We start from the raw sequence: 15,628 nt of genomic DNA, 5'->3' as shown, positions 1-15,628 counted from the left end.
AGGGTGGTGCCGGCCCCGGCCCTGTTGCCGGCAGAGAGGAGAGATGACGTGGAAAATCCGGATACGCTCATCCTCAACCTGACTTTTTTGGGCACCGTGGGAGTCGCCTTCCTGATGTTCCTGGTCCTCTTCCTGCTGGGCGTCATCACCCTGGTCCTGGCAGGACTTGGCCGGCTCGCCGCCGTCTTGCTGTTGGCCCTGTTCGGCAGGGGCACCGGCAACGAATCACTCCCGCTGGTGCGCTTGACGGCGCCGGCCGGCAGCCAGCAGGGCCCGGGCAGGGCGGCCGACGACGGTGCTGGCGCGGCATCCGCAGCGCGCCGGCCACGCCCCGGGCTGCTCGTGCGGGCCTTCCGCCGCCGGCCGGAAAAGACGCCCCGCGATTGGCGCACCGCGCTGAAGCCCGCCCGCTTGAAGTCCTCGCTGCGCACCGCCGTCGAACACCACCCTGCACTGGCTGCCGCCCGCCGCGAACCGCCAGTCCTTGCCGGGGACTGGGCCGCCGCCGTCGCAGATGCGGACGCCCGCGCAAAAGCCAGGGCGCGCGCAGCAAAGCCGCAAATAAAACTCTCAGTGCGCGATCTTCCTGATCCGAGAGTGCCGGCTGAAAAGGTGGCGGAAGTGGCGCCGCTGGTGGAGTCCGCGCTTGATACCAGCCGTCCTTCCCGCGAGCTGCCGCGGTCCTTCAAGAAGCCGCAGGCTCCCCACCCCCTGGCTCCGCTGGACACCGGCTCGCTGGCATCCCTCTCCGGTCCGGCGCATATGATCAAGGCTGCGGAAAGAGATAAGGGAGCAGGAACCACGGGCCCGGCTTCAAAGGGCAAACAGCCCTTACCCTGAGCAACCATCTGGGCTAGCGTGAAACCCATGGAATTCAGATACCTCGGAAACAGCGGATTCAAAGTCTCGGAAATCACATTCGGCAACTGGCTCACACACGGCTCGCAGGTTGAAAACGACGTCGCCTCGCAGTGTGTGCGCGCCGCCCTTGACGCCGGCATCAGCACGTTCGACACCGCCGACGTCTATGCCAATACGGCTGCGGAAACAGTCCTGGGCGAAGCCCTGAAGGGCGAGCGCCGCGAATCCCTCGAGATCTTCACCAAGGTTTACGGCCCCACCGGCCCCAAGGGCAAGAATGATCTTGGCCTGTCCCGGAAGCACATCATGGAGTCCATCAACGGCTCCCTCCGGCGGCTCCAGACGGACTACGTGGACCTTTACCAGGCCCACCGCTACGACTTCGAAACCCCGCTGGAAGAAACCATGCAGGCGTTCGCGGACATCGTCCGGCAGGGCAAGGCCCTGTACATCGGCGTCAGCGAGTGGACCGCGGAACAGCTGCGTGAAGGCCACGCCCTGTCCAAGGAACTCGGCTTCCAGCTGATCTCCAACCAGCCGCAGTATTCCATGCTGTGGCGGGTCATCGAGGCAGAGGTTGTCCCGGCGTCGGAGGAACTGGGTGTCTCCCAGATCGTCTGGTCGCCCATGGCCCAGGGCGTCCTCAGCGGCAAATACCTTCCCGGCCAGCCCGCACCGGAAGGCAGCCGCGCCACGGACCAGAAGGGCGGAGCCAAGATGATCGAGCGCTGGATGCGCGACGACGTCCTGGCCGGCGTCCAGGACCTCAAGTCCATCGCCGAGGAAGCCGGGCTGTCCATGCCGCAGCTGGCGGTGGCCTGGGTGCTGCAGAACCCGAACGTTGCCTCAGCCATCGTGGGCGCCTCGCGCCCCGAGCAGATCGCGGACAGTGTGGGCGCTGCAGGCGTGACGCTGGAACCGGAGGTCCTGAAGAAGATCGACGACGCCATCGGTTCACTGGCCGAGCGCGATCCCGCCCAGACCAAGTCCCCGGCCAAACGGGAAGCATAGGCGCCCCTCTGGCGTCCGCCGAGGAGAGTATCCGGCCTGGGCTTCACGCATTCCCGGCAGCGGCCCCTGCCTCCCGCCCCGCCGCCTTCGTTGACGGACAGCGGACTTCGTTGACGGACGGCCGGGGCGGGCGTAAACCTGAGGCACGGGAGCTTCCAGCCCGCCGAGCAGAATCCCCAGGCGAAAGAGTCGCAGCGCCATGAAACAGGCCTCCACGAACCAGCAGTCTTCCGGTCCGGCTGCGGCGGCGCCTCCCACCCCGCCCGCTGCCGGGCCCACCACTGACCCGCTCACCCGGGAGGAACTTCAGTTGGGTGCGCGCAACCACTCCATGCCGCTGGAGGCGCTCCGCCGGGACATCACTCCGCCGGGGCTCCACTACGTGCTGACGCATTTCGATATTCCGGACATCGACGCTTCCTCGTGGCACCTCCGGATCAGCGGCGCGGTTGAAATGGCCCTGGAACTGAGCATGGCGGCCCTGCGCAAGGACCCCGCCATCACGGTACCCGTCACCTTGGAGTGCGCGGGGAACGGACGCTCGCTCCTGGATCCGCGGCCGCTTAGCCAGCCGTGGATCATGGAGGGCGTGGGCACCGCGCACTGGACCGGGGTTCCGCTCGCCTACCTCCTGGGCAAGGCGGGCGTCCTGCCGCACGCTGTGGAGGTGGTGTTCACAGGATCGGACCAGGGCGTCCAGGGCGGCGTCACCCAGCGCTACGCGCGGAGCCTGCCGATCCATGAAGCGATGCGTCCCGACGTCGTCCTTGCCTACAAAATGAACGGCAGCGAACTGCCGCCGCAGCACGGATACCCGCTCCGGCTGGTAGTGCCCGGCTGGTACGGCATGGCCAGCGTGAAGTGGCTGGAATCCATTGAGGTGGTCACGGCCCCTTTCCGGGGCTACCAGCAGGAGGTTGCCTACCGCTACCAGGATTCAGCGGACGACGCCGGGACTCCCGTTTCGCGGATCAGGGTGCGTTCGCTGATGGTTCCGCCGGGCATCCCGGACTTCTTCACGCGCACGCGGCTCCTGAAGCCCGGTCCGGTACTCCTGCAGGGCAGGGCCTGGTCCGGGAAGGGCGCGGTCACCGGCGTGGAGGTCGGCATCGACGGCACCTGGCAGCCCGCGCACCTGGATAAGCCCGCCGGCGGATACGCGTGGCGGAAGTGGACCATGCCGTGGGTGGCGGACCGGGGCGAGCACGAGCTCTCCTGCCGCGCAACGGATGAGACCGGTGCCACCCAGCCCTTGGAGCAGTCCTGGAACTATCAGGGCATGGGCAACAACATGGTGCAGCGGGTGAGTGTGACCGTGGAGTAACCGTTTGGCCTGCCTGGCCTCCGCGCCCGGGAGCCGCGGCTATACTCGGTGCCAGCCATGACCAGCCTTCCTTCCTCCCCCGCCAGCGTCCGCATCGATGCGTGGCTGTGGGCCATCCGCGCCTACAAGACCCGCTCCGCGGCCACCGCCGCCTGCCGAGCCGGCCATGTCCGCCTGAACGGAAGCCCGGCCAAGGCATCCGCGACGCTGGTCACCGGCGACACCGTGACCGTGCGGATGCCCGGCTACGAACGCATCCTTGAAGTGCGCCGGCTGATTGCCAAGCGCGTTGGCGCCGAGGCGGCCTCCCACTGTTTCACCGACCACACGCCGCCTCGCCCGGTTGCCCCGGCACTTGGCCTGCCGCAGCGCGACCGGGGCGCGGGCCGGCCCACCAAGAAAGACCGACGCGAGATGGAACGGCTCCGCGGTTCCGCATGAGCGACCTTGTCCTGGAGAACGTGCGGATGCCGGGGGACGCCGCTCCCGTCAGTGTGCACATCAGCGGCGGCCGCGTGAGCCGGATCGGTACTGCCGGGGAGTCCCCGGGCAGAGCGGCCGTGCTTGATGCGGAGGGGCTCTACATCGTGCCGGGCCTGTGGGACGAGCACGTCCACATGACCCAGTGGGCGCTGCACGCCAACCGGATCGACCTCTCCGGTGCGGTGACCGCCCGGGATGCTGCCGCCGTCGTCCGTTCCTTCGTGTCCGGCGCCGACCCCTCCGTGACCACTGTCGGCGTCGGCTTCCGTGACGCCCTATGGCCGGACGCGCCCTCGCTGGCTCTGCTGGATTCCGCCACCGGCGGCCGGCCGACGGCGCTGGTCAGTCACGACCTCCACAGCGTTTGGCTCAACTCGGCCGCGGCCAGCCGGTACGGAGTGCACGTGGACCCCTCCGGACTACTGCGGGAAGAGCCCGCTTTTGCCCTGACCCGGGAACTGGGACGGCTGCCGGACAGTGTCCTGGATGGCTGGGTCCGTGACGCCGCCCGGGCGGCTGCTGCCCGCGGCGTGGTGGGCGTGGTGGATTTTGAGATGACATGGAACCGGGACCCGTGGCTGCGGCGCATCGCCGGCGGGTTTGACGCCTTGCGTGTGGAGGCGGGTGTCTATCCGGCAGACCTTGAACGCGCCGTTGCCGAGGGCATGCGAACGGGGCAGCAGGTGGACGGCGGCGGCGGGTTGCTGAGCGTGGGACCGCTTAAGGTGCTCATTGACGGTTCCCTTAATACCCGGACTGCCTATTGTGTGGATCCTTACCCTTTCGGCGGGCGCGGGCTGCTGACAGTGAATCCTGGCGAGCTGGCGGCGTTGCTGGGCCGGGCGCGGGACACCGGGTTTGTTCCCGCCGTACACGCCATCGGGGATGCGGCCAACCAGGTGGCCCTTGACGCTTTTGAAAGCGCGGGCGTTGGCGGCCGGATCGAACATGCCCAGTTCGTCCGCCGGGAGGACCTTGCGCGCTTCGGGCCGCTGGGGGTGGCGGCCAGCGTCCAGCCGGTCCATGCGCTGGATGACCGGGACGCCGCGGATTCCAACTGGGCCGGGCGGACGGAGCGGGCCTTTCCGCTGCGGTCACTGCTCGATGCGGGGGCTTCGCTGCTGCTGGGCTCGGATGCACCGGTGGCGCCGCTTGAGCCGTGGCTGGCGATGTCCGCCGCTGCCCTGCGCGCACGGGGCGACGGGCGCGGGCCGTGGCATCCGCAGGAAGCCATCACGCGGGAGCAGGCCCTCCTGGCTTCAGCCCGGGGGCGCTCGCGTGTTTGTGTTGGCGACGCCGCTGACCTGGTGCTCCTCGATGGGGATCCGCTGACTGTGCCGGACGGGGAGTTCGCGGCAATGCCGGTGGCGGCCACGATGCTTGCCGGACGTTTTACATACGACGGCGGGTTGGTTTAGCTCCAGGTGCTTCTAGCCTTTGACGCGGGCCCTCACGAGGTTTGCGAAGGGGAGCTTTCCGTATCCTTCGATGAAGGCGGAGTGGTACTCCGCCTCGGCCTTGTTGAGTTGTTCCTGCGCGACTTCCTTCCAGGCGATGACCAGCTTTTCGGCGTCTGCGAGCTGCCAGACCAGGCGGCCGTCCCAGTGCCCCGGCGGCTTGCCCTGCCCGAAGTCCAGGAACTCCTGGATTTGCCGCCTGAGTCCGCGGTTGCCTTTGCTGCCGGGGCCGGCTTTGCCCAGGTAAAGGACAGCGGCAGTGTCCACCCATTCTGCGGCCAGGGCCGCTTCGGGGAGTGACGGGTCCCTTTTCTTGAAGACGCCGGCGGTGCTTTTCCTGAGGAAGCGGGGTTGGAACCCTTCCGGAGCCAGCACTGCGAAGAGCCCGGTTCCCTGGGGGATCCGCATGGCATCGAGCGCGCCGATTGGCCGGAAGCCGGCGAAGCCCTCCGCTTTCAGGCCCTTTTTGGTGAACTCCATACCTTCATTCAACAGCACGGCCTGTGCCTGTACGGCTTGCAGGCGAAGGTGCCTTGTTTATCCACATAGCGTTGAGGGGTGGGTGCCGTGCCGGGCCTGGGCTGGAAGGCTTAGGTTATGGAAGCGGTGGTGACGGGCCTGGAGGCGAAAGCAGGGCTGGATGCGGGTGGGGGGCTGGTGCCGGGTGGCCTTCCGGGGCCTTGTGTTGCCGACGTCCTGCGCGCGTTGGCTGCCGTCCGTCCCGCCGTTGACGGCCTAGGCATGATCGACCAGCTCCGCGGGTTTGAGGACCTGAAGTCGTTGGCTGCCGCGAAGCAGGCCGAAATCGCCGCGGCTTTCGACCTCACCCGGCGCCGGGAACAGGCAGCGGCCGGTGTCCCCGCCGCTGAACAGGGTGCCGGGGTAGGGGCGGAAATAGCGTTGGCGCGGCGGGAGTCCCCGGCCCGCGGGGCCAGGCTCCTGGGCCTGGCCAAAGCCCTGGCCACCGAGATGCCCCGCACCCTGGCAGCTTTAAGGTCCGGGCAGCTGAACGAATGGCGGGCCACCCTCATCGTGAAGGAAACCGCCTGCCTGTCCGCCGCAGACCGGTGCGCCGTGGACGAGGAACTCGCCGCCGACACCGGCGCCCTGGCCGGCGCCGGGGACCGGACCATCACTACCGCCGTCCGCGCCGCCGCGTACCGGCGCGACCCGCACACGGTGGCTAAACGCGCGTCCCGCGCCGTCACGGAACGCTGTGTCAGCCTGCGGCCGGCGCCGGACACCATGACCTACCTGACCGCGCTCCTCCCGGTAACCCAGGGCATCGCCGCCTATGCGGCCCTGACCCGCCACGCGGACACAGTGAAGTCCGCCGGGGCGAAGTCCGCCGGGGATAACCGGTCCCGCGGCGCGATCATGGCCGATGCCCTCGTCCAACGCATCACCGGCACCCCGGGAGGGATCACCGGCATCGAAATCCAGCTCATCATGACCGACCGCACCCTCCTCCAAGGCGACAGCGAACCCGCCCGCCTCACCGGCTACGGCACCGTCCCCGCCCACTGGGCCCGGAAAGCAGTCCAAGGCGAATTAGGGTCACTTGTTACGGATTCAGCAGGAGCTGCAGGCTCAGCAAGGGCGGGCGCCGGAGCCGACCGCGACCCGGGCTCACCAAGGGCGGCGGGCACTGATACCGACCACGATGCCGGAGTCACGATCTGGCTGCGCCGGCTCTACACGGCCCCCGGCACCGGGGACCTCCTGGCCATGGATTCCAAAGCCCGGCTCTTCCCGCCCGGGCTCCGCCGCTTCCTCCAGATCCGCGACGATACCTGTCGCACCCCCTACTGCGACGCCCCGATCCGCCACCACGACCACATCCTCCCCAGGCACCAGTCCGGCCCCACCACCAGCACCAACGGCCAAGGCCTTTGCGAAGCCTGCAACCACACCAAAGAAACACCTGGCTGGACCGCCAAACCAGTAAGCAGACCAGGGCAGCGTCACTCAGTGGAACTCCAAACCCCCACCGGCCACACGTACCACTCCACCTCGCCGCCGCTGCCGGGAACAGCACCGGCTAATACACCCCCTCCTGACACAGCACTGGCCGACACCGCATCAGTTGGCATGCAAGTAGGCGCGAGGCCGGCGTCCTGGCCGGCACTTGACGGGCTGCCGTGGCGCCATCGCCGAAAACACCGGCAACGGGCCAAAGCAGCCAAGCGCGCCCATCGTTGGCAATCCCTGACGGCGTGAGGAAGAGGCACCTGCGGGCCACGGAAGGTACATAGCGACGTTGCGTCTGCGCAAGGGAGAGAGAACTTCCCCTGCCCACCCTCCAGCGTGGAAGCGTAGAGTGGCCTAAGACGCCTGATTCTGGACGCCTTGCTGCTGAGGGAGAAATCGTGACGATTGATTGGGACGAGAAAAAGGCCCTGCTACAGGAACCGAACATTGCCAAGGTCACGCAGCTGTGCGATGAACTGATGGAGAAGAAGCCAGGGTCTGTCGTCCCCTATATCGACCCTGTGCATGACGAGGATGAGTGCCGGATTGTCAGCCTGCAGGTCAGCCCCGGGAAGGGCACCGAGTCCGGCTTCGTCTCGCATTACAACGACGACGAGGCCGCCCGCCGCGCCACCCAGATCTACGAACTGGCCGAACTCGATCCCCGCTACGTGATGCCGTGGAACGCCTACCCCTGGGTCCGCGACCCGGACATGCCCTCCGCCCTGAATGTGCAGGAGAAAACGGACGGTCTGCGCCCGTTCCGGCAGTTCTTGAAGATCAACTCACGGGTTTCGGCAATCATCGCCCACGGGACTGATGCCTCAACCTTCCTCACCCTCTTCGAGAAGACCTACCACCAGTCCCTGAAAAACAGCGGCATCAAGATATACAAGGCCACCGCCCTGGGAGGGCGCGCCTTCGCCGTCTCGGAAGCGAAACAGGAAGAGCTCCTGGCCAAGAACGTGGACGTTTACAAGGACGCCATGCAACGCGCAGGGATCCAGCACCTCTAACGGCCTTCCCGCCGTGGACGTGATGGAGTGGCTGCTCGATTCCGATCCCGCCATCCGCTGGCAGGTCCTCCGCGACCTCACCGCTGCTTCGCCCCGGGAAGTCCTTAAGGAGCGGGAACGGGTAGCCAGCCAGGGCTGGGGTGCGCGGATGCTCGCGCTGCAGGGGGCCGACGGGCAATGGGACGGCGGCACGTACTGGCCCGCAATCGACAACGACCCTGACGGCCAGCCCTGGACTGCAACCACCTACAGCCTGTTGCTCCTGCGCGACTTCGGCCTCAGGCCGGACAGCCAGGAAGCCCGCCAGGCGGTCACCCTGGTCCGCGAGAACAGCCATTGGGAGGAAGGCAACCAGCCCTTTTTCGACGGCGAAGTTGAACCCTGCATCAACGGCATGGCCGTGGCGGTTGGGGCATACTTCGGAGAGAACGTGGACAAAGTGGTGGAACGGCTGGCCCGGGAGCAACTCGGTGACGGCGGCTGGAACTGCGAGGCCGAACGGGGCTCCACGCGTTCTTCATTCCACACCACCATCTGCGTCCTTGAAGGGCTCCTTGAGCATGAGCGTGCAACCGGCGGAACCTCCCTATCCCGGGAGGCGCGGCGCCGCGGAGAGGAATACCTGCTGGAACGTCGGCTGTTCAGGCGGAAATCCACTGGCGCAGTGATCAGTACCGGCTGGCTTCAGTTCTCCTACCCCACCCGGTGGTTCTTCGACGTGCTCCGCGGGCTGGACTACTTCCGCGCCACTGGCAACGGACCGGACGAGCGACTGGCAGAAGCAGTGGAAGTGGTCCGCTCCAAGCGGCAGCCGGACGGCACCTGGCTCCTGGAAAACACCCACGCCGGCAAGATCCACTTCCCGCTGGAAGCAGGCGACGGACACCCAAGCCGCTGGAACACCCTGCGGGCACTGCGGGTCCTCAGGTGGTGCGACGGCTCGTAGCGGCACCGCGCACAATCCCATTTAGCCTTCCAACAGCCTTCTCCGGTGCTTCAACTCCTTGACCCATGCCCTGGTGACGAGGTCCGGGAACGGCGAGCCGCCGTCGTCGTTATTCTTCTGTCCGGCCCCGTCCAGGCCGCGGAAAGCCGTCCCGGATTCCAGGTCCGCCAAAAGCGGTCCCGACGCCTTTAAGGCCATCTCCAGCACCTGCGCAGCCGCCCGCCCGGTAAGTCCGAGCTCCGTCGCCCAGCCCAGGAAGTGGCGGCGGGAAATCCCGGTCCTTTTGCCACTTATGGCCAGCGCCAGAGTCTTATCGCCGTACACCACTGTGGAGGGGATGTCGTAGACCGGCGCAATGGTCCACTCGCCCGAAGGCTGCTGGACCATAGAGACGTTTTTGGCATGGAGGTCACCGTTGCCGCTCAGCCACGCAAACGCGCACTGGATGGCGAGGTTCCGCAGGGCGGGGAGCGGTGCCGAGCAATATTCCGCGAGCGCGTGGAAGACCTGCGAGTAGCTGACGTTGTACTTGTCCGCGGGGTAGAGCTTCAGCACCTGCGCGCCGTCTTCGACAGCCAGTCGCCGCACCTTATTTGATCCGCCGCCGGGCACGGGAACGCGGTCGAAACGCTCCACAAGCAGCCCCGGTCGGCCCGCAATATCACGCATCAGCCGGACGCGGCCCAGGGGAATCCTCAGCTTGGCCGCGTAACGAAACATCACCAACTCGTTCTCCACCACATGCGGGAACTCCGGGGCATTGAGTTTGAGGATGAACTGGCGCCCGGCCCCGGCCACCGGCACCGAGATCATTCCCGCGGACAGCTTGTCCTGCACGCCCGCCAGCGCCACCGGATCGATCAGGTCGGGGTCTCCCAGCAGCTGGTCGAAATCCACGGGTTGCTTTGGATCAAGCCGGACCGCGTGGTCATCCGGATCCAGCTGCTCCCCGTGGCCCACGATTTGCACGTCACCCACAGGGTTGGCACCGGCCGCGATAAGCAGGGAGAGATCGTCATCGGCGCTGGTCTTGATGGACCGCCGCAGCGCGTTAAGGCGCCGGCCCTCAGGCAGTAGCCCGGTGAAGTAGGGCGGGGCGGCACCTGCGGCGGACAGCACCGGTTCGCTGCTGAGCGGCAGGGAAGTAGCGACGGCGGGTCCCCCGGTTTGGAGGTAGGCGGGCAGGTAGCTGAACTTGGTGCCGCCGTCGTGCCGTTCGAGGCGCGCGGCCAGCACGCCCGCCTTGTAGATGTCAGCGATGCGGTGCCTCACTCTTCGGCGCCGTTCCCGAGGGGCGGCATGGAGAGCGCGCGTGCAGCATGGGTGGTGCGCGTGGCGGTCTGCAGTTCCAGCCCAAGCGTTTCGAGGATCGCTAGAAGGGAATCCAGCTGGACGCTTGGCTTGCCCTGCTCCACGAAGCGCACGAAACGCTCGGAGACGCCTGCCATGTCGGCGAGGTCCTGCTGCGTCAGGCGGAGGAACGTGCGGCGAGCGCGCACCTCGGCTGCGAGTTGTTCGGAAAAGGAAGGCGTGGCTATCCCTCCTCAGGTACGAACGTGCCGATTGGCCATAGCCAATAGCCTACTCCGACCAGAAGGGACGCATAGAAGGCATTTTCGGTACGATCATGCCGGACATCGACCACCAAGGTGGACAGGCTAGAAGAGCGGTGCGGTGTTCTTCTCCACAAGGGCGGGGTTCCCCAGGGATTCACGCTTCTTCTTGAAGAAACCGGCCCGCTGGTACCGCTGCGCCATGATGAACCCGGCGGGCGTGCCCTGCTCGTAGGATTCAACGAAGACGGCCTCCTGCCGCCCTTCCGACGTTGTCATGAAACCGTCCCAGGCAAGGGCGACGCGATCTGGCAGCGGTTCCTGCAAAACCGACTGGCGGGCGGCCGCAACGCCTGCCTCAAGCTTGCCGTCCACAAGATAACGCTGCAGGCTCCGCTGTCCACCATGCTCCCGGATGACAAACGGGACCAGGTCCGTGCCGGACGAGACCACCGAGTCGATGGCGTGGTCCAGGGCCATAAATGCAAGGTTGACGAGTTCCTCCGAGTATTCATCCATAGCAGGAGGCTAACCGGGCGCGCAGAAGAAAAGAACAGGCGGATGATAAAAAGTAGGTAGATAATCAACAACTACCAGGTGGATGGCTCGTGGAAAACGTGGAAAACGAACTTGACCGCCGACGCATCAAAATCACGCAGTGGAAGTGGCTAAGCACCGACTTCAGCGGATATGACGGCATGCCAAACCGCTCAGTTGTGGCGAATGCCGTGGTAAAAGAATCGCGAATGTCCGGCAGGGCAAAGGCTTTCATTGCGGCATTTGTGGCATTTGTCTTCCTGCTGCCGACCCTTCTCACCAACTTAACTGGGGATAATGATCTTCCCCTGAGCATGTTGCGCTGCTTTGTAATGCTACTGGCGGCGCTGATGGCCTTAAGCGGGAGTACGTTGTACGTCATTCTCGGAGCGGCGGTATCAGGGCTGTTTGCTTTTGGCTCGCTGAGAGCGTTTGCCGAAGGCGCCAGCCTTGAGGGCATGATCGGATTTTTTACCCTCGCTGCCGCATTTGCCGTGGCTTGGTACAGTGCGCCGCTCTTTAGAAGGAATAAAGTTTCGGTATCCGGCAACCAGTACGTGTACGGGGACCAGCCGAGAGAGTGGGGCCGGGGTTCCAGCGATTCCACGCGCAGCAGCATTTGGGTGATGGGCCTGCTTCTCAACAAGCTCGTTAAAATTCCCGGTATTTATGTATTCCACGGGCTAAAGTCACCCGGAGCCAAGCGAATTGACGTTGAGCATGCGGTATCCCACGGAAATGCCGTGTATTTGATCGATTCATGGTTCGACTGGCCCGACAACTACAGCTGGCACCTGAACAGGAAGGGTAAGGCGATCACTTCCAAAAGCGATGACGGCCACCGGCATACACAGATTGCTGACGCTGCAGATCGTTACCGCGCAGCCTTGGGCCCGGACGTGAACGTTGTCCCCATCATGACGATCGTGGCTGGAACCGCCACCATCGGACCCGAAAGATGGTCGCCTCGTGGCGTTGGGCTTTTCACGGCTGAAGAGCTGTTGGGGTTCATCGGAGATGGCGCAGCGGAGAGCCTCCCCGCATGGCGTGACCGCCCCGAGGTTCGCAAACTACTCGCCTCCACGGTCGTAAGCTACGCCTGAGGGAGCCACCCTTCTCCCGGACGGCGCACATCTCTGCCGCATCCCGCGCACCGGGCGTGCTTGATGCTTCACATTGACACGCGCTGTGACCCCTGCCATATTTAACACGTGAACCTGTCAGACAGCCGGACAGCAGGACAGCCTGCACCCCTCGCTCGGCTCAGCGCTGCGGAAGCGGTGTTCAACGCGATCCGGCAGGACATCGAGTCCGGCCTGGTCCCGGTGGGCAGCAAGCTCAGCTCCGAGGCCAGCCTCTCGCAGCAGTACGGGGTAAGCCGTTCGGTCATCCGTGAAGCCCTGCGCTCCTGCACCGCACTGGGCCTGACGGTCACCAAGACGGGCAAGGGGACATTCGTCGTCGCGGACAAGGTGGCCAACGATCTCACGCTCGGCCAGTACTCCGCCCGCGACCTGACCGAAGCCAGGCCGCATATCGAAGTCCCTGCCGCCGGACTGGCAGCCGAACGGCGCACCGAGGAGGAACTGGAAACGCTCCGGCACCTGGTGGATGCCATGGCCACCGAGACTGATCCGGAATCCTGGGTTGCCCTGGACTCCACCTTCCATGCAGCCATCGCCGGCGCCAGCGGAAACAAGGTGTTCGCGAGCGTGGTGGCGGACATCCGGGGAGCCCTGGCCCACCAGTCCGAAACCCTGAACATGGTTGCGGACAGGCAGCACGCCTCGGACGTGGAACACCAGCAGATCCTCGCCGCCATAGAGGCCGGCTCCCCGGAAGCGGCGCGCAAAGCCATGGCCCACCACCTCCACGCCGTGGGCAAGGCCCTCGACTCCATCCTCAACAACTAGCCACAGCCAAGTACCCCACAAAGGAATCCATGCCCTCCCCCGCGCTTTCTGCTGCCCACAACGCTGCCGCGCTGCTTCCCCAGCACGCTCCCCTGGTCACCGCCACCCGCGACGGACTGGTCGAAAGCATCCATTACGGATCGGCCGTCGCCCTCGAAGCGGACGGCACATTCGCGGCGGCGGCGGGAGAGCCCTTGGCGCCGTTCTACCCCCGGTCCTCCCTCAAGCCGCTCCAGGCCGTCGCCATGGTCCGCGCCGGACTCGAGCTCCCGGCGGACCTCCTGGCCTTGGCCGCGGCGAGCCACTCCGGCGGCGCGAAGCACCGCCAGGGAGCGCTGCGGATCCTCGAACAGCACTGCCTCAGCGTCAGCGATTTCGGTAACAGCCGGGACCTCCCCTACGGCGCAAGCGAGCGCGAGGAATGGCTGCGCAGCGGGGGCCGTTCCACGCAGCTCACCCAGAACTGCTCCGGCAAGCACGCAGCCATGGCGGCCACGTGCGTTATCAACGGCTGGCCCGTCGAGGGCTACCTGGACCCGTCGCATCCGCTGCAGCGGCTCGTTGCCGCCACAATCACCGAACTCACCGGCGAAGAGCCGCTCGGCCTCAGCACCGACGGCTGCGGCACGCCACTGTTTGCCCTGACGCTGCGCGGCATGGCCCGCGCCTTCGGGCGGATTGCCCGCGCCGCCGCGGACGACGACGCCGGCTTTGGTGCACACGGTGCCGAAGCCGCCGTCGGTCTCGCCATCCAGCAGCACCCGGACATGGTGGCCGGGGAAGGCCGGGACGTCACCGAACTGATGCGCCTGCTGCCCGGCGCAGTAGCCAAGGACGGCTTTGAAGGTGTCCAGCTGGTGGGTTTGGCGGACGGGCGCTCAGTGGCGGTGAAGATTTCCGACGGCGGCGACCGCGCCCGGATGCCGGCCACCGTCACGCTGCTGGAGGCGCTCCGCGTGGACACTGCCCCGCTGGCTGACCTCGCAACCGCTCCCGTCCTGGGCGGCGGCCGCCAGGTGGGCCTGCTGCAGGCCACCGATTTCCTGAACCACCCTTCCCTGTCCACACCCGTCAACGAAGCCCTGTAAGGACACATGACCACCGCCGATACCACCGCCCCAGCACTGAGCCGCTCAGAACACGACCTTCTCGGCGACCGCGACATCCCCGCCCACGCGTATTGGGGCGTCCACACGCTCCGGGCCGTGGAGAACTTCCCCATCACCGGCCAAAAGCTCTCGTCCAACATGCACCTGGTCCGCGGCCTGGCAGCGGTCAAGCTGGCCGCCGCCCGCACCAACCGCGAACTTGGCCTGCTGGATGCCGAACGCGCGGACGCCATCGAGCAGGCCTGCCAGGACGTGCTGGACGGCCAGCTGGCCGACCAGTTCGTGGTGGACGTCATCCAGGGAGGTGCCGGGACGTCGTCGAACATGAACGCCAACGAGGTCATCGCCAACCGCGCCCTCGAAATACTGGGCCACCCCAAGGGCGACTACGCCCGCCTCCACCCCAACGACCACGTCAACCTCAGCCAGTCCACCAACGACGTGTACCCCACGGCGGTCAAGCTCGGCACCATCTTCGCTGCGCGGGAACTGCTGGACGCGCTGGCGGAACTGGAGGAAGCCTGCGCCGCAAAGGCCCTGGAATTCCGCACCGTGGTGAAGATGGGCCGCACCCAGCTGCAGGACGCGGTGCCCATGACCCTGGGCCAGGAATTCGGCAGCTACGCCATCACCATCGGCGAAGACCGGCTGCGCCTGGCCGAGGCCGAACTGCTGATCCACGAGATCAACCTTGGCGCCACCGCCATCGGCACCGGCCTGAATGCCCCCGCAGGCTATGCGGAAGCTGCGTGCCGGCACCTGGCGGAAGTGACCGGCCTGCCGCTGGTGACCGCGCCGGACCTGATCGAAGCCACCCAGGACGTGGGCGCCTTTGTCCACCTGTCAGGTGTACTCAAGCGCGTGGCCGTGAAGCTGTCCAAGATCTGCAACGACCTCCGCCTGCTCTCCTCCGGCCCGCGCGCCGGATTCGGCGAGATCAACCTGCCGGCCGTCCAGTCCGGCTCCTCAATCATGCCCGGCAAGATCAACCCGGTGATCCCGGAAGTGGTCAGCCAGGTGGCCTACGAGGTGGTTGGCAATGACGTCACCATCACCATGGCCGCCGAAGCCGGACAGCTCCAGCTCAACGCCTTCGAGCCCGTCATTGTCCACAGCCTCCACAAGAGCATCTCCCACCTGGAAGCCGCGTGCCGCACCCTGACGGCCCGCTGCATCCGGGGCATCACCGCCAACACCGAACACCTCCGCCGCACGGTGGAGCAGTCCATCGGCCTGGTCACAGCCCTCAATCCCCACCTGGGCTACGCCACCGCCACCGCCATCGCCAAGGAAGCCCTCGCAACAGGCAAGGGTGTAGCCGAACTGGTCCTGGAACACGGCCTCCTCACGGACACGCAGCTCCAGGAACTCCTCAGCCCCGAACGCCTCGCCAACCTCAGCAAGTAGCCACTAAGGACACCCCATGACGAATTCCCCCATCCCAGAC

General features: G+C 66.3%; 16 protein-coding genes. 12 read left to right on the top strand and 4 right to left on the bottom strand.

The window, feature by feature from the left end; all coding sequences use genetic code 11:
- Positions 1-48 precede the first annotated feature (48 nt).
- The 5 genes from Q9R30_RS18305 (at position 49) to Q9R30_RS18285 (ending at position 5,097) form a co-directional block, all read left to right on the top strand.
- On the top strand, positions 49-840 hold the full coding sequence (locus tag Q9R30_RS18305; protein WP_311218481.1) for a hypothetical protein: 792 nt from the start codon (positions 49-51) through the stop codon (positions 838-840).
- Positions 841-867: 27 nt separating this feature from the next.
- Positions 868-1,872, top strand: coding sequence for an aldo/keto reductase family protein (locus Q9R30_RS18300; protein ID WP_311218480.1), 1,005 nt, complete (start codon positions 868-870; stop codon positions 1,870-1,872).
- A 199-nt stretch (positions 1,873-2,071) separates the two neighbouring features.
- A complete protein-coding gene (locus Q9R30_RS18295) occupies positions 2,072-3,196 on the top strand; it encodes a sulfite oxidase (protein ID WP_311218479.1) in 1,125 nt (374 codons plus the stop codon).
- 57 nt (positions 3,197-3,253) lie between these two features.
- Positions 3,254-3,637, top strand: coding sequence for an RNA-binding S4 domain-containing protein (locus tag Q9R30_RS18290; protein WP_104999394.1), 384 nt, complete (start codon positions 3,254-3,256; stop codon positions 3,635-3,637).
- Positions 3,634-5,097, top strand: coding sequence for an amidohydrolase family protein (locus Q9R30_RS18285; protein ID WP_311218478.1), 1,464 nt, complete (start codon positions 3,634-3,636; stop codon positions 5,095-5,097). Before Q9R30_RS18290 ends, Q9R30_RS18285 begins: the two co-directional genes overlap by 4 nt.
- Positions 5,098-5,109: 12 nt before the next feature.
- On the opposite strand, the gene Q9R30_RS18280 is transcribed toward Q9R30_RS18285, so the two are convergent.
- Positions 5,110-5,616, bottom strand: a complete 507-nt coding sequence (locus Q9R30_RS18280; RefSeq protein ID WP_104999396.1) for a hypothetical protein — start codon at positions 5,614-5,616, stop codon at positions 5,110-5,112.
- A gap of 117 nt (positions 5,617-5,733) precedes the next feature.
- Between Q9R30_RS18280 and Q9R30_RS18275 the strand changes: the two genes are divergently transcribed.
- From Q9R30_RS18275 to Q9R30_RS18265, 3 genes are all read left to right on the top strand, one after another.
- Complete coding sequence (locus Q9R30_RS18275) at positions 5,734-7,356, top strand: DUF222 domain-containing protein (RefSeq protein WP_396136745.1); 1,623 nt, start codon at positions 5,734-5,736, stop codon at positions 7,354-7,356.
- 149 nt (positions 7,357-7,505) lie between these two features.
- Positions 7,506-8,123 (top strand): uracil-DNA glycosylase, encoded by a 618-nt coding sequence (locus tag Q9R30_RS18270; protein WP_104999397.1) that lies wholly within the window; start codon positions 7,506-7,508, stop codon positions 8,121-8,123.
- 22 nt (positions 8,124-8,145) lie between these two features.
- Positions 8,146-9,069 carry a hypothetical protein gene (locus Q9R30_RS18265; protein ID WP_104999398.1) on the top strand — a complete coding sequence of 308 codons (924 nt, stop codon included), beginning with the start codon at positions 8,146-8,148 and terminating at the stop codon, positions 9,067-9,069.
- Between the two features lie 21 nt (positions 9,070-9,090).
- Here the strand turns inward: Q9R30_RS18265 and Q9R30_RS18260 are convergent, their stop codons facing one another.
- The 3 genes from Q9R30_RS18260 to Q9R30_RS18250 all read right to left on the bottom strand — a co-directional run bounded on the left by Q9R30_RS18260 (position 9,091) and on the right by Q9R30_RS18250 (position 11,141).
- Positions 9,091-10,341, bottom strand: a complete 1,251-nt coding sequence (locus Q9R30_RS18260; protein ID WP_311218477.1) for a HipA domain-containing protein — start codon at positions 10,339-10,341, stop codon at positions 9,091-9,093.
- On the bottom strand, positions 10,338-10,607 hold the full coding sequence (locus Q9R30_RS18255; RefSeq protein WP_104999400.1) for a helix-turn-helix transcriptional regulator: 270 nt from the start codon (positions 10,605-10,607) through the stop codon (positions 10,338-10,340). Before Q9R30_RS18255 ends, Q9R30_RS18260 begins: the two co-directional genes overlap by 4 nt.
- A gap of 120 nt (positions 10,608-10,727) precedes the next feature.
- Positions 10,728-11,141, bottom strand: a complete 414-nt coding sequence (locus tag Q9R30_RS18250) for a hypothetical protein (protein WP_311218476.1) — start codon at positions 11,139-11,141, stop codon at positions 10,728-10,730.
- A gap of 89 nt (positions 11,142-11,230) precedes the next feature.
- Between Q9R30_RS18250 and Q9R30_RS18245 the strand changes: the two genes are divergently transcribed.
- From Q9R30_RS18245 to Q9R30_RS18230, 4 genes are all read left to right on the top strand, one after another.
- Positions 11,231-12,262, top strand: coding sequence for a hypothetical protein (locus tag Q9R30_RS18245; RefSeq protein ID WP_311218475.1), 1,032 nt, complete (start codon positions 11,231-11,233; stop codon positions 12,260-12,262).
- Positions 12,263-12,370: 108 nt separating this feature from the next.
- Positions 12,371-13,072, top strand: coding sequence for a FadR/GntR family transcriptional regulator (locus Q9R30_RS18240; RefSeq protein WP_311218474.1), 702 nt, complete (start codon positions 12,371-12,373; stop codon positions 13,070-13,072).
- Positions 13,073-13,101: 29 nt separating this feature from the next.
- Positions 13,102-14,160, top strand: a complete 1,059-nt coding sequence (locus tag Q9R30_RS18235) for an asparaginase (protein ID WP_311218473.1) — start codon at positions 13,102-13,104, stop codon at positions 14,158-14,160.
- A gap of 6 nt (positions 14,161-14,166) precedes the next feature.
- Complete coding sequence (locus tag Q9R30_RS18230) at positions 14,167-15,588, top strand: aspartate ammonia-lyase (RefSeq protein ID WP_311218472.1); 1,422 nt, start codon at positions 14,167-14,169, stop codon at positions 15,586-15,588.
- Positions 15,589-15,628: the final 40 nt, after the last annotated feature.

Source organism: Arthrobacter sp. AB6 (assembly GCF_031844545.1).
Taxonomy (GTDB): Bacteria; Actinomycetota; Actinomycetes; order Actinomycetales; family Micrococcaceae; genus Arthrobacter.
This window is presented reverse-complemented; position numbering and strand designations above follow the sequence as displayed.

What these genes read in the sequence shown, in the direction of transcription:
- Q9R30_RS18265 (WP_104999398.1), top strand. Translation starts at nt 8,146, where the DNA reads ATGGAGTGGCTGCTCGATTCCGATCCCGCCATCCGCTGGCAGGTCCTC.
- Q9R30_RS18280 (WP_104999396.1), bottom strand. Translation starts at nt 5,616, where the DNA reads ATGGAGTTCACCAAAAAGGGCCTGAAAGCGGAGGGCTTCGCCGGCTTC.
- Q9R30_RS18295 (WP_311218479.1), top strand. Translation starts at nt 2,072, where the DNA reads ATGAAACAGGCCTCCACGAACCAGCAGTCTTCCGGTCCGGCTGCGGCG.
- Q9R30_RS18230 (WP_311218472.1), top strand. Translation starts at nt 14,167, where the DNA reads ATGACCACCGCCGATACCACCGCCCCAGCACTGAGCCGCTCAGAACAC.
- Q9R30_RS18290 (WP_104999394.1), top strand. Translation starts at nt 3,254, where the DNA reads ATGACCAGCCTTCCTTCCTCCCCCGCCAGCGTCCGCATCGATGCGTGG.
- Q9R30_RS18300 (WP_311218480.1), top strand. Translation starts at nt 868, where the DNA reads ATGGAATTCAGATACCTCGGAAACAGCGGATTCAAAGTCTCGGAAATC.
- Q9R30_RS18285 (WP_311218478.1), top strand. Translation starts at nt 3,634, where the DNA reads ATGAGCGACCTTGTCCTGGAGAACGTGCGGATGCCGGGGGACGCCGCT.
- Q9R30_RS18250 (WP_311218476.1), bottom strand. Translation starts at nt 11,141, where the DNA reads ATGGATGAATACTCGGAGGAACTCGTCAACCTTGCATTTATGGCCCTG.
- Q9R30_RS18235 (WP_311218473.1), top strand. Translation starts at nt 13,102, where the DNA reads ATGCCCTCCCCCGCGCTTTCTGCTGCCCACAACGCTGCCGCGCTGCTT.
- Q9R30_RS18275 (WP_396136745.1), top strand. Translation starts at nt 5,734, where the DNA reads ATGGAAGCGGTGGTGACGGGCCTGGAGGCGAAAGCAGGGCTGGATGCG.